12 protein-coding genes are annotated in these 14,217 nt (G+C 72.5%); 8 read left to right on the plus strand and 4 right to left on the minus strand.

All coding sequences use genetic code 11. From position 1 onward, the window contains the following. Positions 1–84 precede the first annotated feature (84 nt). Both ACFWVE_RS33175 and ACFWVE_RS33180 read right to left on the minus strand, forming a co-directional pair. Positions 85–1,956: an AAA family ATPase gene (locus tag ACFWVE_RS33175; protein WP_384022370.1), complete on the minus strand. Its 1,872-nt coding sequence runs from the start codon at positions 1,954–1,956 to the stop codon at positions 85–87. 427 nt (positions 1,957–2,383) lie between these two features. Beyond that, positions 2,384–3,004, minus strand: coding sequence for a hypothetical protein (locus ACFWVE_RS33180; protein WP_384022373.1), 621 nt, complete (start codon positions 3,002–3,004; stop codon positions 2,384–2,386). 302 nt (positions 3,005–3,306) lie between these two features. Between ACFWVE_RS33180 and ACFWVE_RS33185 the strand changes: the two genes are divergently transcribed. The 3 genes from ACFWVE_RS33185 to ACFWVE_RS33195 all read left to right on the plus strand — a co-directional run bounded on the left by ACFWVE_RS33185 (position 3,307) and on the right by ACFWVE_RS33195 (position 5,831). After that, positions 3,307–4,692 carry a peptidase C39 family protein gene (locus ACFWVE_RS33185; RefSeq protein WP_384022376.1) on the plus strand — a complete coding sequence of 462 codons (1,386 nt, stop codon included), beginning with the start codon at positions 3,307–3,309 and terminating at the stop codon, positions 4,690–4,692. Between the two features lie 203 nt (positions 4,693–4,895). Next, entirely contained in the window at positions 4,896–5,054 is a 159-nt protein-coding gene (locus ACFWVE_RS33190) for an SCO1431 family membrane protein (protein ID WP_384022379.1), read from the plus strand. A 120-nt stretch (positions 5,055–5,174) separates the two neighbouring features. Further along, entirely contained in the window at positions 5,175–5,831 is a 657-nt protein-coding gene (locus ACFWVE_RS33195) for a TetR/AcrR family transcriptional regulator (RefSeq protein WP_384022382.1), read from the plus strand. Positions 5,832–5,897: 66 nt separating this feature from the next. Here ACFWVE_RS33195 and ACFWVE_RS33200 read toward each other — a convergent pair whose 3' ends face one another. After that, on the minus strand, positions 5,898–7,136 hold the full coding sequence (locus ACFWVE_RS33200; protein WP_384022385.1) for a glycoside hydrolase family 18 protein: 1,239 nt from the start codon (positions 7,134–7,136) through the stop codon (positions 5,898–5,900). Positions 7,137–7,466: 330 nt separating this feature from the next. On the opposite strand from ACFWVE_RS33200, the gene ACFWVE_RS33205 reads away from it, so the two are divergent. Then, complete coding sequence (locus tag ACFWVE_RS33205) at positions 7,467–8,642, plus strand: acyl-CoA dehydrogenase family protein (RefSeq protein WP_384022388.1); 1,176 nt, start codon at positions 7,467–7,469, stop codon at positions 8,640–8,642. Positions 8,643–9,116: 474 nt separating this feature from the next. On the opposite strand, the gene ACFWVE_RS33210 is transcribed toward ACFWVE_RS33205, so the two are convergent. Next, positions 9,117–9,551, minus strand: coding sequence for a hypothetical protein (locus ACFWVE_RS33210; protein WP_384022391.1), 435 nt, complete (start codon positions 9,549–9,551; stop codon positions 9,117–9,119). Between the two features lie 269 nt (positions 9,552–9,820). On the opposite strand from ACFWVE_RS33210, the gene ACFWVE_RS33215 reads away from it, so the two are divergent. The 4 genes from ACFWVE_RS33215 (at position 9,821) to fxsA (ending at position 14,120) form a co-directional block, all read left to right on the plus strand. Further along, positions 9,821–10,261 carry an Lrp/AsnC family transcriptional regulator gene (locus tag ACFWVE_RS33215; protein ID WP_384022403.1) on the plus strand — a complete coding sequence of 147 codons (441 nt, stop codon included), beginning with the start codon at positions 9,821–9,823 and terminating at the stop codon, positions 10,259–10,261. 113 nt (positions 10,262–10,374) lie between these two features. After that, the gene (locus ACFWVE_RS33220) at positions 10,375–12,009 is read left to right on the plus strand and encodes an amidohydrolase (protein ID WP_384022394.1); all 1,635 of its coding nucleotides are present in this window, start codon (positions 10,375–10,377) and stop codon (positions 12,007–12,009) included. A 526-nt stretch (positions 12,010–12,535) separates the two neighbouring features. Beyond that, positions 12,536–13,432 carry a polyprenol monophosphomannose synthase gene (locus ACFWVE_RS33225; protein ID WP_384022397.1) on the plus strand — a complete coding sequence of 299 codons (897 nt, stop codon included), beginning with the start codon at positions 12,536–12,538 and terminating at the stop codon, positions 13,430–13,432. 106 nt (positions 13,433–13,538) lie between these two features. Next, on the plus strand, positions 13,539–14,120 hold the full coding sequence (fxsA, locus tag ACFWVE_RS33230) for an FxsA family membrane protein (RefSeq protein WP_384022400.1): 582 nt from the start codon (positions 13,539–13,541) through the stop codon (positions 14,118–14,120). The last annotated feature ends 97 nt before the right edge of the window (positions 14,121–14,217 follow it).

Consider the following 14,217-nt stretch of genomic DNA (forward strand, 5'->3'; position numbering starts at 1 on the left):
GTGGAGACCGAGGGCCTGTCCGGCGGATCGTGCCGGACAGGCCCTCGGCGACCTGAGCCTGCGGTTCGTCGGCAGCCGGCGGCGTCACGCCGCCGGCGGGTCCTGCGGACTCCGCCCGGACAGGACCTCCCCGTACGCCTGCATCAGATCCGGCAGCCGCAGCGTCGCCAGGTCCTCCCGGGTCAGTGTGCCCGGATAGGCCGGGTACGCCGACAGCCGCAGGTCCCGGTACGCGCAGCTCTTCTCGTACAGCGTCCGCAGGAACCGCCCGTTGCCCAGCTCGTCGATCCACCCCTGGTCCACCACATGCCCGGCGACGGACCGCAGTTCGTCCAGCGCCTCCTCGTCCCACACGTCGCCGTTCTCGGCGGCCAGCACCTCGCCGATCGCGGTGAGTTCGAGGGGGCGGTAGGAGGGGAAGTCGACGCGGGTGGTGAAACGGGACGACAGACCCGGGTTGGCGCCCAGCAGGCGGTCCATGCCCTCGGGGTAGCCGGCCAGTATGACCACCAGATGGTCGCGGTTGTCCTCGGCCCGCTTCAGCAGTACCTGGAGCGCCTCGTCGCCGTACGCGTCGCCCTTGCCGTAACCGGAGTTGGAGAGCGCGTACGCCTCGTCGACGAAGAGGACCCCGCCGAGGGCGGAGTCGATCAGCTCGTTGGCCTTCACCGCTGTCTGGCCCAGGTACTCGCCGACCAGATCGGCGCGCTGGGCCTCCACGAGATGGTCGCCGCCGAGCAGCCCGAGAGCGTAGAAGACCCGGCCCAGGATGCGGGCCACCGTGGTCTTGCCGGTGCCGGACGGCCCGGAGAAGACGAAGTGCCGTTTCGGCGGCTGTACCGGCAGCCCCTGCCCGGCCCGCAGCCGCGCCATGTTCAGCTGCGCCGACAACGCTTTGACCTGGCGTTTCACCGGCTCCAGCCCGACCATGCGCTCCAGCTCGGCGAGCGCCTCCTCCAGGAGGGCGGGATCGGTGGGGCCCGTGGGCAGCAAAGTCACCGGATCGCCGGTCCTCGAGCGCACCGAAGGGTCCGTGACCGGTGGCAGGGGCGGAGGCGGCGGCTCCTGCTCGGACAGCATCAGATCGCGGCCCTCGGTGTCGAACAGCGGGTCGAGAGTGTCCGGGCCGTCCGGCAGATCCGCGCCCGTGCCGCCGAGCGCGACCGCGCCGAGGTCGGCCGAGTCGTCGTAGCCGTCCCCCTCGGCGATGGCCGCGAGCCGGGCCGACGTGTCCATGAAGGCGGGATCGACCCGGTGCACGGCCCGGTACAGGGGGAGCGCGGCGGCGCTGCGGCCGGTGCCCTCGTGGGCGCGCGCCAGCCAGTAGCGCAGCTCCTTGCGCTGCGGCTGCTCGCTGCGGCAGCGCATCAGGGCCGCCGACAGCAGCGGCTCGGCCTGCCCGTACATCTCCAGACGCACCCGGGCCATCCCGCCGAACAGGCCTGTCTCGATCCCGAGCAGCGGATCGCCGTGCAGCGGGTCGGTGTGCCGGACCAACTGCTCCCAGTCCTTGACCAGATAGGCGCGGCAGGCGTGCAGGAAGCGGACCTGCGGGTCGGTGTCCACCGGAGGAAGTCCGGCGAGCGCGCGGTCCAGTTCGGGGACGTGGCGGCCGTCCAGCCAGTGGGAGGCGTGCGCGAGCAGCAGATCGCGCGGGTTCTCCAGCACGGGCTGCACCCACCAGCCGAGCCAGTACCAGGAGTTGAGGGTGCGGCGGTGCCGCGCACGCTGTTCGCCGAAGCGGTCCCGGTGCCGGAACATGCGCAGCAGCGAGGCCGTCGTGTCGACGCGCAGCGCGTGCAGTCCGAGCCAGCCGTCCGCCATCCCCGGGTCGATCCGTACCGCGGCCCGGAACTCCTCCTCGGCCTGCGGATAGGCGCCCATCGTGTAGGCGTCCACGCCCCGCAGCCAGGCGAGGTCGGCAGGGGCCTGCGGGCCCTGCGTGCCGAAGTCCATCACGTCCCTCACAAACCGTGCCCCGTCGGTATGCCCCACCGGCCCTCGCCCGCCGGCTGCCCTGGGGCGAACCGCTGTGCCGCGGACCGGAGTTGCACGGTGCGCTAAGCAGCGTCCGTAGGTCGCACCGAGGGCATCGTACCTGCGGCGGCGCCGCCTCCGTAGAGGGCCGTACCCGCAGCGGACGATGCGGGAAGAGGGCGCTCGCACCGTGCTGTGACCGAGAGTGATCGTCATATGCCGCTGGGCGCCCGGAGGGGACGAAGAAGGCAGAACGAAGCCCCCGGTCACGGGGGAACAACCGGGGGCTTCGCGTCTGCGGGCGGCTCCGAACGGCCGCACATTGAGAACGTAAGACCTGTACGGCCCCCGGTCAAGCGGAGCCGGAGCGCTCCGGCGACTTGCCCGGGAGGGGGTCTTCACACGTTCAACACACTGCGGACGGCCCGTCACCGTGCGTGAGGGGCGGGTTCGGGCCGGCGGTCCCGGCAGGCCCGGGAAGCACCTCATATCCCTTCCCGCGCTCCCGAACCAGCAGGTCGGCGAAGGGGCGTGACGGGTCGTCGGTGAAGTGCAGCTGTTCCGCCCCGACCCACCCGTCCCAGAACTCCCGCTGCTCCTCCCCGTCCCGCGCCCGCCCCCGCGACCAGGAGGCCTCCGCGGACAGCTCCATCCACAGCAGCAGCGCCAGGTACGGCCGCAGCGCCCGCCGCCCCGCGCCGACGCCCTCGACGACGACCACCGGGGCGGGCGGCAGCGGGCGCGGCAACCCGAAGGCGCGGGCCCGCCAGTCGTAGGGGGTGTAGGACGCCTGCTCGCCCCGGCCGAGCGGAAGGAGTACCTGGCTCAGCAGCCGCCCGGTCCAGCCGAAGAGCTCCTCGTGGCTGGCGATGTCGTCGAGCCGCAGCACGGGGGCGCCGTCCAGCGCGTCGGCCAGCCGCCCGGCGAACGTGGACTTCCCCGAGCCGGCGTGCCCGTCGACCCCGACGAGCCGGACGGGGCCACAGGAGGGGGCGAGCCGGCGGACGCGGGAGACGAGATCGTGCATGACTGGTTCCGGGGGGGGGAGGCGGAGCGGGGCGGTCGGAGCGAGGTGGGGAGAGAGGGTGACAGCGTCTCACTCTAGGACCTGCCCGCCCTCCCAGAACCGACGGCCTGCCGCCCCGGGCACCGTGGGGCGAGGCCGATGGCGGTCGGCACGGCACGGCCCGGGGTGCTGGCGGGGCCGGCCCGGTGCGTCCATAGTGGGCGGGCGTCGCTCCACCCGGTGGACGCGGTCCGCCCGGCCCGCCGCGCACCGGACCCGCACCGACTCCGAGTCCGACTCCGACACCTGGGGGCTCTTCACCCATGAGCAGATCCGAACAGCCGTCCCGCAGAACCCTCCTGTCCGCAGCGGTCGTCGCCGCCGTCACGTCGAGCGCGGGCCCGGTGTCCGCCCACGCCACGCCCGGCCGGTCCGCCGGCCCGTCAGGCGGCTCCGCGGACCCCGGAGCCGCCGCGGCCCGCCGCGTCGGCAACCGGGCCTGGACCTCGTACAGCGACTGGCGTGCCGGCGGCTCCGAGGGCACCCGCGCCGTCGCGGGCGTCCGCCCCGGCCTGGTGATCGCGAAGGCGGCCGGCACCACCGACTACACCGATCCGCACACCGGCCGTACCGCTGCCTGGGAGTACGCGATCTGGACCTCGCCCGTCCACCGGCTCACCGTGCCGGCGACGGAGGCCATCGTCTCCTGGAACGCGCACACCCCCGACGGCACCTGGATCCAGGCCGAGTTGCAGGGCACGTACACGGACGGCACCGACACACCCTGGTACGTGATGGGCCGTTGGGCAGCCGGCGACCAGGACGTCCTTCGCACCTCGGTGGACGGCCAGAGCGACGGCCGGAGCACGGTCTGGACCGACACCCTCGCCGTCGACGACGCGGCCTCGGGCCTGCGCCTGGTCTCGTACCGGCTGCGGCTGACCCTCCACCGCCGTCCCGGCACGAAACTCACCCCTACCGTGTGGCGGATCGGCGCGATGGGCTCCGACGTGCCCGACCGCTTCACCGTCCCTGCGTCCACACCCGGCGTGGCCCGTGAACTGATCGTCCCGCGCTACTCGCAGGAGATCCACAAGGGCCAGTACCCGGAGTACGACAACGGCGGCGAGGCCTGGTGCAGTCCGACCTCCTCGCAGATGATCGCCGAGTACTGGGGCGGCCGGCTCACCGAGGAGCAGCTGTCCTGGGTCGACCCCTCCTACGCCGACCCACAGGTGTGCCACGCGGCCCGCCACACCTACGACCACCAGTACGAGGGCTGCGGCAACTGGCCGTTCAACGCCGCCTACGCGGCCACCTTCGAGGGCCTTCAGGGCGTCGTCACCCGGCTCGGATCGCTGACCGACCTGGAGACACTGATCGCGGCGGGCATCCCGGCCATCACGTCCCAGTCCTTCCTCGAGGACGAACTGACCGGAGCGGGGTACGGCACCGCCGGGCACCTGATGACCGTGATCGGCTTCACACCCGACGGCGACGTCATCGCCAACGACCCCGCCTCCCCGGACAACGAGTCCGTCCGGCGTGTCTACCGGCGCCGCGAATGGGAGAACATCTGGCTCAGGACCAAGCGGTACAACGCCTCGGGCAAGGTCGCCTCCGGCACCGGCGGGGTCTGCTACCTCTTCTTCCCGGCGCGCCCCACCCCGCGCATGCGCCGGGCGCTCGCGGCCGTCGGCGTGCGCTGAACCGGATCGTGCGGCGGACTCCCGCCGGCCGTCCGACGGTCGTCCGACGGTCGTCCGACCACTGTCGGAGGGGCGCCGGAGGGTCCGCCGCACCGCCCCTGTGCGTGCCGTGTGACCAAGCTCTCGGCCGCAAAAGCCGCTCGTGGTGGCAAGGTGGGCAGCGCCGTGGGGGAGTCCACGGTCCCCGAGACCAGCGAGAAGCCATGAGCGCGAGCGCAGCCACCGTCACCGCCCCTGCCGTCGTCCCCGGTGCCCGCACCGGCGGCCCCCGGGAGGACGGCCCGAAGATCCTCGAGCACGTCATGGGATGGACCCTCGTCGTGGTCGTCGCGATGCTCGTGACGCAGCTCGGACTCCTCTGACCTCCGGACTCCTCTGCCTCTCGGGCCGCTGCGGCCTCTCGGGCCGCTCCCGCCTGCCGTGAGGTCCGACCTGCCATACTGCGGATGTCCCGCCCCCCCCCCGCAGGAAACAGGTCAGGATTGAATACCAGTCAGCAATCTGCCGCGCGCCCCGGAGCGCGCAGCACCGAGCGCTCGCTGGCACGCCGTGCCGAACTCATCGCCATCGGTCGGAAACTGTTCGCCGACACGTCGTACGACGCGCTCTCCATGGACGACATCGCACGTCAGGCGCATGTCGCCAAGGGGCTGATCTACTACTACTTCCACTCCAAGCGGGGCTACTACCTCGCCATCATCCAGGACTCGGTCGCCGGCCTGGTCACCTTGGCGTCGGGCGGTGTCGAACTGCCGTCCGCCCAGCGGGTGCACCGCACCGTCGACAGCTATCTGCGCTACGCCGAGCACAACCAGGCCGCGTACCGCACGATCGTCAGCGGCGGCGTCGGCTTCGACGCCGAGGTGCACGCCGTCCGGGACGGGGTGCGCGAGGTGATCGTCGCGACCATCGCCGAAGGCGCGTACGGGACCGCCGACATCACGCCCGTGGCACGGATGGGCCTGCTGTCCTGGGTCTGCAGCGTCGAGGGAGCCACCCTCGACTGGATCGACCGCCCCGGGCTGCCCCGCGAGACCATGCGCGAGCTGCTGGTGAAGACACTCGGCGGAGCCATGCGCGCCATCGAGGAACTGGACCCCGCGCACCCGGCCCCTCAGCCCGCCCGCCGCGACGCCTGACACACCGGGCACCGCGCGGGGCGGACGTCCCCCGTGGAACCTCCGCCCCCCGCGCGGTGCCCGCGCTTACCTGAGCGCGCCGATCAGCTCACCGTTCGCGGTGTCGCCGCTCAGCTCCCAGAAGAACGTGCCGGCGAGACCCTGCCGGTCCTTGTAGTCCATCTTGGCCGCGACGGTGGCCGGGGTGTCGTAACTCCACCAGTCGTTGCCGCACTTGGCGTAGGCGGTGCCGCCGACCGTGCCGGTCGCCGGGCACTTGTCCTTGAGCACCTTGTAGTCGTCGATGCCCGGCTCGTACGTACCCGCCGCCGGGCCGGTCGCGGTGCCACCGGGCTCCGACTGCGTGACGCCGGTCCAGCCGCGCCCGTAGAAGCCGATGCCGAGCAGCAGCTTGGACGCCGGGATGCCGAGTCCCCTGAGCTTCGCGATGGTCGCCGCGGTGTGCGTGTCGGCCTTCGGAATGCCGTCGTAGGCGGTCAGCGGCGAGTGCGGGGCGGTGGGACCGGCGGCGTCCCAGGCGCCGAAGAAGTCGTACGTCATCGGGTTGTACCAGTCGACGTGCTCGGCGGCGCCGGCGTAGTCCGCCGCGTCGATCCTGCCGCCGGCCGTGGCGTCGGCGGTGATCGCCGCGGTGACCAGGTTGCCGGAGCCGAACGTGGCGCGCAGCGCGGACATCAGGGCCGTGAAGGACTCGCGGCCGCTGGTGTCGCAGGTGGCGCCGCAGGCGTTCGGGTACTCCCAGTCGATGTCGATGCCGTCGAAGACGTCGGCCCACTTCGAGTTCTCGACCAGGTCGTAGCAGGACCGGGCGAACGCGGCCGGATCCTGTGCGGCTTCGCCGAAGCCGCCGGACCAGGTCCAGCCGCCGAACGACCACAGCACCTTCAGGCCGGGGTGCTTCCGCTTCAGTTCGCGCAGCTGGTTGAAGGTGCCGCGCAGCGGCTGGTCCCAGGTGTCGGCCACGCCGTCGACGGACTCGCCGGCGGTGTAGGTGCGCTCGGTGGCCGCGTAGTTGTCGCCCATCGCGCACTTGCCGCCGGTGACGTTGCCGAAGGCGTAGTTGATGTGCGTGAGCTTGTCCGCGGAGCCCGAGGTCTGGATGTTCTTGACGTGGTAGGCGCGGTCGTAGGTGCCCCATTCGGTGAAGTACCCGATGACCTTGGAACCTGCGGCGGCCTCCTGAGCCGGGGCCGCCGCGGTGGCGGTCGAGGTGCCCGCGCCGGCGAGCAGCCCGGCGCCGAGCGCGGCGGCGCATGCGGCGGACACGAGCCCCCGCAGGACGCGGGGGCGGTGGGGGGACTGCATCCGGTGTGTCTCCTCGTGGGGGGGAGGGGAAACGTGAGCCGCTTGGCATGAACGCGGTGACTCGGTGGAGCGAAACAGTAGGAGGACTAGACCAGTACGGTCAATGGTGCGGACCAATTTCGGCGTCCGGAAAATTCTTGGAGTAAGCGGTCGTTAACAAGTGACGTGCTGTGCTCGATCAGGCATACTCACAGCTCACAGCGGCTGGCCGGCCGCCTCCGAGACCCGGAGGTCCATGCCTCGGCCAGGCGCCGGAACGACCCGGCGGAGCCGCCCCCGACCCGAGGCGCAGAGCCGCCGACGTGCCCGAACAGGGAGGAGAGCGTCGCCATGCCCGACCACGCCCCGCAGCCGGTGGACCGGCAACTGCCCACGGACGAGGCGCGGGACCTGATCTCGCTCGTCCGCGACATCGCGCAGCGCGAGATCGCCCCGAAGGCGGCGGAGGAGGAGGACGGGGCCCGCTTCCCGCGCGAGGCCTTCACCCTGCTCTCCGAGTCCGGCCTGCTCGGCCTGCCCTACGACTCCGCGTACGGCGGCGGGGAGCAGCCGTACGAGATCTACCTCCAGGTCCTCGAGGAGCTCGCCGCGGCCCGACTGACCGTCGGCCTCGGGGCCAGCGTGCACACCCTCGCCTGCTACGCGCTCGCCGCCCACGGCACCAAGGAGCAGCAGGCCGAGTACCTGCCGGCGATGCTCGGTGGCGGCCTGCTCGGCGCCTACTGCCTCTCCGAGCCGGCCTCCGGGTCCGACGCGGCCTCCCTGCGCACCAGGGCGGTCCGCGAGGGCGGTGGGGACTGGGTGCTCACCGGAACCAAGGCGTGGATCACGCACGGCGGCATCGCGGACTTCTACACCGTCATGGCCCGCACCGGTGAGGACGGCCCTCGCGGGATCACCGCGTTCCTGGTGCCCGGCGACGCCGAAGGGCTGAGTGCCGCCGCGCCGGAGAAGAAGATGGGCATGAAGGGCTCACCCACCGCGCAGGTCCACTTCGACGGCGTACGGGTCCCCGACCACCGGCGGATCGGTGAGGAGGGCCAGGGCTTCGCGATCGCCCTGTCGGCGCTGGACGGCGGCCGGCTCGGCATCGCGGCCTGCGCGATCGGCCTGGCGCAGGCGGCGCTCGACGAGGCGCTCGGTTACGCGTCCGGGCGACGGCAGTTCGGGCGGCCGATCGCCGACTTCCAGGGGCTGCGGTTCATGCTCGCGGACATGGCCACGCAGATCGAAGCCGGGCGCGCGCTGTATCTCGCGGCGGCCCGACTGCGGGACGCCGGGCGGCCGTTCGCCAAGCAGGCGGCCATGGCGAAGCTGCACTGCACCGACACCGCGATGCGGGTCACCACCGACGCCGTCCAGATCCTCGGCGGCTACGGCTACACCGCGGACTTCCCGGCCGAACGCTATCTGCGCGAGGCCAAGGTCCTGCAGATCGTCGAGGGGACGAACCAGATCCAGCGCATGGTCATCGCCCGCCATCTCGCGGGGCCGCAGACGAGCTGAACCTGCCGAGCCCCCGCCAGGGCGCCGCGAGCCGGGACCACTCCGGGTCGTGCCGCCCGGGCAGGGCTCGGCCCTTGTCGGCCCGGAGCCGCATCAACTTCCGGTGGACCGGCGGGTCCGGAAGCCGGGGCGGCGGTGGCGGCGTGGCGGGTACGGGCAGGGCCGCGACCGCGGTGCGGGCCGTGGCCTGCGGTACGGGCCGGGGTTCGGGTGGCGGGACGGGGCAAGGCGCTGACGGCCGGTCGTCGCGTGCGTGGGGGGCGTCGTACCCGGGCAACGCGGGAGTGACCGGGCAGGTCACCGACCGCCCGAATGGTGCGTGCGTTCGCGGACGGACGGACGGCCCGGCTTCCGGCGCCCGGCGGCGCATCGCGTCGTACCGGTCGCGGTGCGCCTGACGGGCGTTCCGGTACGGCGGGTGCGCCCGGCGTGCGTCGCGTCGTGGGCCGTTCCGGCACCGGACGGGACGGCGGCTCAGGCCGCGTGGCGCTGTATGACGGGGACCCGCATCGGGCGCGAAGCCGGACCCCCGACGTGCGAGAACGGCTGGGTGCGCCAGTCGAGACCCTGAGGGAGCGTCAGGAGCAGGGCGGTGTCCTGCTCCTGGGGCGTCGTGGACTCGTCCGCCGGCCGCGCGTCGTCGGCGCTGCGGCCCGTACCGACGCAGACCGTCAGTCCGAACGGGTTCCACGGCGTGGCGCACAGCGCGTGCTCCGGCAGGACCTCCTCGTCCGCCAGCAGGGCGATGGGCTGAGCACAGTCCGGGCACACGACCCGGTACATCTCGAAGGTGTCGTACGCGTCGAGTTCGTCGTCGAGCGCGTCGGGATCGACGTACTCCGGGACGAGTTCGACGACCGGCTGCTGCCGCTTGGGCGTGCTGCGACCAGGACGCTTAAGGCTCTGCATGGGTTCTCCCCCTCGGGCTGGGTCGTGAAGGCACTGCGACCTCGACCACAGCAAGCACTTCCCGTCCCCCATCGGGGGTAATCGCGAGAGCATCACGGAGACTGTCCGAAGGCTGTGGTGTTCGTCACATGTCGACCGCAGGTGCCCCCTGCTACGGCTTCGTCCTCTCCCGCCCCGCCCGGGACGGGCGCCCGGCGCATCACGAACCGGCCATGACCTGGACAGCTCGGGTATCCGACGAGATCGACGGCACTGTAGGTTCTTGCGCCATGGAGGAGCTGGACCGACAGATCGTGCAGCTGCTCGTCAAGGACGGGCGGATGAGCTACACAGACCTGGGCAAGGCCACGGGCCTGTCCACATCGGCCGTGCACCAGCGGGTGCGCAGACTGGAACAGCGTGGCGTCATCCGCGGTTACGCCGCGGTCGTCGACCCCGATGCCGTCGGTCTGCCCATGACCGCCTTCATCTCGGTCAAACCGTTCGACCCCAGCGCCCCCGACGACATCGCGGACCGGCTTGCCGGCGTGCCCGAGATCGAGGCCTGCCACAGCGTCGCGGGCGACGAGAACTACATCCTCAAGGTACGGGTGGCCGCCCCGCACCAACTGGAGGAACTGCTGGCGCGCGTGCGCTCGCTCGCGGGCGTCTCCACCCGGACGACCGTGGTCCTGTCCACGCCGTACGAGGCCCGTCCGCCACGCGTCTGACACCGTCACCCGCGCGGGAGCGCTCGGAGTGCGCGGGCGTACAGGGCGCACCCAGTGCGTGAACAGCGGCCCTGGGTGCGGGCCGGACCCTTTGAGGAGCGAGACTGTGGGTCATGAGTGAACGCACCGCCCCGCAGTCCGCGGGCCCGCAGCACACGGACCCGCCGCGTACCGTCCTGCTCCGCCGCGGAGAGGTCCACAGCCCCGCCGACCCCTTCGCCACCGCGATGGTCGTCGAGGGCGGCCAGGTGGCCTGGGTCGGTTCCGAGGGTGCCGCCGACTCCTTCGCGGACGGGGTGGACGAGGTGATCGACCTCGACGGGGCACTGGTCACCCCGGCGTTCACCGACGCTCATGTGCACACCACGGCCACCGGACTGGCGCTCACCGGCCTCGACCTGTCCGAGGCGCCCTCACTGGAGGCCGCGCTGGCCCGGGTACGGGAGTTCGCCGCCGCCCGCCCGGCCGACAGGGTCCTGCTGGGGCACGGCTGGGACACCGCCCGCTGGCCCGGCGGCCGTCCACCGACCCGCGCCGAACTCGACGCAGCCACCGGCGGGCGCCCTCTCTACCTCAGCCGGATCGACGTCCACTCCGCGGTCGTCAGCACCGCGCTGCTCGACCTCGTCGACCGCGAGGACGCCGGCGAGGACGGACCGCTCACCGGCGACGCCCATCACGCCGTACGCGCCGCCGCGCTGGATGCCGTCACGCCCGCCCAGCGCACCGAGGCCCAGCGCGCCGCGCTGGCGCACGCCGCCTCGCTCGGCATCGGCACCGTCCACGAGTGCGGCGGCCCGGAGATCTCCTCCGAGGAGGACTTCACCGGCCTGCTGCGGCTTGCCGCCGAGGGATCCGGCCCGCGCGTCGTCGGCTACTGGGCCGAGCGGAACGTCGCCAAGGCGCGCGAACTGGGCGCGGCCGGTGCCGCGGGCGACCTGTTCGCCGACGGTGCCCTCGGCTCGCACACCGCCTGCCTGCACGCCCCGTACGCCGATGCCGGCCACACCGGCACCGCCCATCTGGACGCCGCCACGATCGCCGCCCATGTCGTCGACTGCACCGAGGCGGGCCTTCAGGCGGGCTTCCACGCCATCGGCGACGCCGCCGTCGCAGCGGTGACCGAGGGCGTGCGCGCCGCCGCCGAGAAGGCCGGCCTCGACCGCATCCGGGCCGCCCGGCACCGCGTCGAACACGCCGAAATGCTCGTCCCCCGGACCATCGCCGCCTTCGCCGAACTGGGCCTGACCGCCTCCGTCCAACCCGCCTTCGACGCCCTGTGGGGCGGCGAGGACGGCATGTACGCCCGGCGCCTGGGCGCGGAGCGGGCCCGCACCCTGAACCCCTTCGCGGCCCTGCTGCGTGCCGGTGTCCCGCTCGCCTTCGGCTCCGACAGCCCGGTCACCCCCCTCGACCCGTGGGGCACGGTGCGGGCCGCCGCCTTCCACCGCACGCCGGAGCACCGCGTCTCCGTGCGGGCCGCGTTCACCGCACACACGCGCGGCGGCTGGCGGGCGATCGGACGCGACGACGCGGGCGTTCTGGTGCCGGGCGCGCCCGCCGACTACGCGGTCTGGCACACCGGCGCTCTCGTGGTGCAGGCGCCCGACGACCGGGTGGCGCGCTGGTCCACCGACCCCCGCTCCGGCACCCCCGGCCTGCCGGACCTGACCCCGGGCGGTGACCTGCCCGTCTGCCGGCGCACGGTGGTCGGCGGACGCGCGATCTTCGTACGGCCGGGCGAGTGATCTACGCGGGCCGCCCGGTGACGAGGCTGTGGCGCGCCCGCGTCGCGCGACCTGCGCATCCTCCCGCTGGCCAGGTATGAAAATCGCATTGCGTAGATCGAGCGGATGTTGACAGGCGGCGGGGGGCCGGTAGGTTCGGCCGGGTCCACCACCGGACGCCCGACCGGGGACTTCCGCCCACTCGTGGCAGCGCCGCTGGGTCAGGGACGGTGTGCCGCACGGTTCACCGCCACTGGGAGCCAGGCTCAGCGACGGCGCGGCACCGAGGGAACGTTCCGGCGGGTGGGTCGGGAGGTGTGACCCGGGTGGGGCCCGGTCGCTCAGTAGACAACGGCTTCAGGTCGACTCGCAGCCAGCGGGTCCCAGGTCGGCCCGAAGGGTGCCGGGCCCCCATCCGATGCACGCGAAAGGGCGCACTGCTGTCCGATCCTCGGGTGACGACAGCACGATATGAACGTCCCTTCACGCATCGTCGACGGCTGTGACCACTATGGTGGGACCCTGCACAGGAGATGAAGGGGCTGCAGTGAACGACGGCGACGGCACCCGCGCGACGGAGGCCCAGGGAAGGACCTTCGGCCCGCTCGGCAAAACCCTGGTGATCATCCCGACCTACAACGAGGCGGAGAACATCGAGGCGATCGTCGGCCGGGTGCGCAGGGCCGTCCCAGAGGCGGACGTTCTCGTGGCCGACGACAACAGCCCCGACGGCACCGGCACGCTCGCCGACGACCTGGCCGCCGCGGACGGCCAGGTCCAGGTGCTGCACCGCAAGGGCAAGGAAGGCCTGGGCGCCGCTTACCTCGCGGGCTTCCGCTGGGGTGCGGAGCACGGCTACGGCGTACTCGTCGAGATGGACGCCGACGGCTCCCACCAGCCCGAGGAACTGCCCCGTCTGCTCACCGCGCTCAAGGGCGCCGACCTGGTGCTCGGTTCGCGCTGGGTGCCCGGTGGCCGGGTGGTCAACTGGCCGAAGTCCCGTGAGTACATCTCGCGCGGCGGCAGCCTCTACTCGCGCGTGGCGCTCGATCTGCCGCTGCGTGACATCACCGGCGGCTTCCGCGCGTTCCGTCGCGAGGCCCTGGAGGGCCTCGGGCTGGACGAGGTGGCTTCCCAGGGCTACTGCTTCCAGGTCGACCTCGCCCGTCGCGCGGTCAAGGCCGGCTACCACGTCGTCGAGGTGCCCATCACCTTCGTCGAGCGGGAACACGGCGATTCGAAGATGAGCCGGGACATCCTCGTCGAGGCACTGTGGCGGGTCACGGCGTGGGGCGTGGGGGAGCGGGTGGGCAAGGTCCTCGGCCGCGAGGACGACAAGCGGGCCGGGCAGCCGAAGCAGAGCGAGCGGACCGAGCAGGCCGCAGAGCCGGCGGAGGCGGCGGAGGCGGAGCGGTCCGGACACACGGAACAGGTCAAGTCGTAGGCCGGCCTGCCGTTCGGATCGTCCCGGTGCCACATGTTCCTGGTGGCCCGCTGTTGCAGAGGTACCGCTTATCCCGAACTGAGCCGGGGTTCGGCACACTGGGACCATGACGACTGGCGCTCAGACACCGAATCCCGTCCGGCCCCGACGCTCCCGGCTGCGCACTTTCCTGCCGCTCGGCGTCGCCGTGTGGCTGGTGCTGGAGATCTGGCTGCTCACGGTCGTCGCCGGGGCGTCCAGCGGACTGGTGGTCCTGCTGGCGCTGCTGGCCGGTCTGGTTCTCGGCTCGGTGGTCATCAAGCGGGCCGGCCGACGCGCCTTCAAGAACCTCACCGAGACGCTGCAACAGCAGCAGAGCGGCGTGCCGGCCGAGCCCCGGCCGAACAGCGAGGGCAACGGCCTGATGATGCTGGGCGGACTGCTGCTGATCATCCCCGGTCCGGTCTCCGACGCGGTCGGCCTGCTCCTGCTGGTGCCCCCGGTCCAGAAGGCCGTGAGCCGCTATGCCGAGCGCACCCTCGAGCGCAAGATCCGCGAGGCCACCCGGGGCTCCCTGGGGGATGCCTTCCAGCAGGCGCGTATGCACCGGCCCGACGGAAAGGTGGTCCAGGGCGAGGTGATCCGGGAGGAGCCCGGGGCCACGCCGGGCGACTTCCCGCAGGAGCCCCGCCCGCCGCTCTCCCGCTGAGAACGGCGGGCGGCGCCGCGGAGGCCCTGTGTCTTATACACAAATCCGAGCCCACCAGACCCAGTAGTATATGGGGTTGCGTGGTCATGTTGTATAC

The sequence above is a fragment of the Streptomyces sp. NPDC058632 genome (genome assembly GCF_042717095.1).
Lineage (GTDB): Bacteria > Actinomycetota > Actinomycetes > Streptomycetales > Streptomycetaceae > Streptomyces.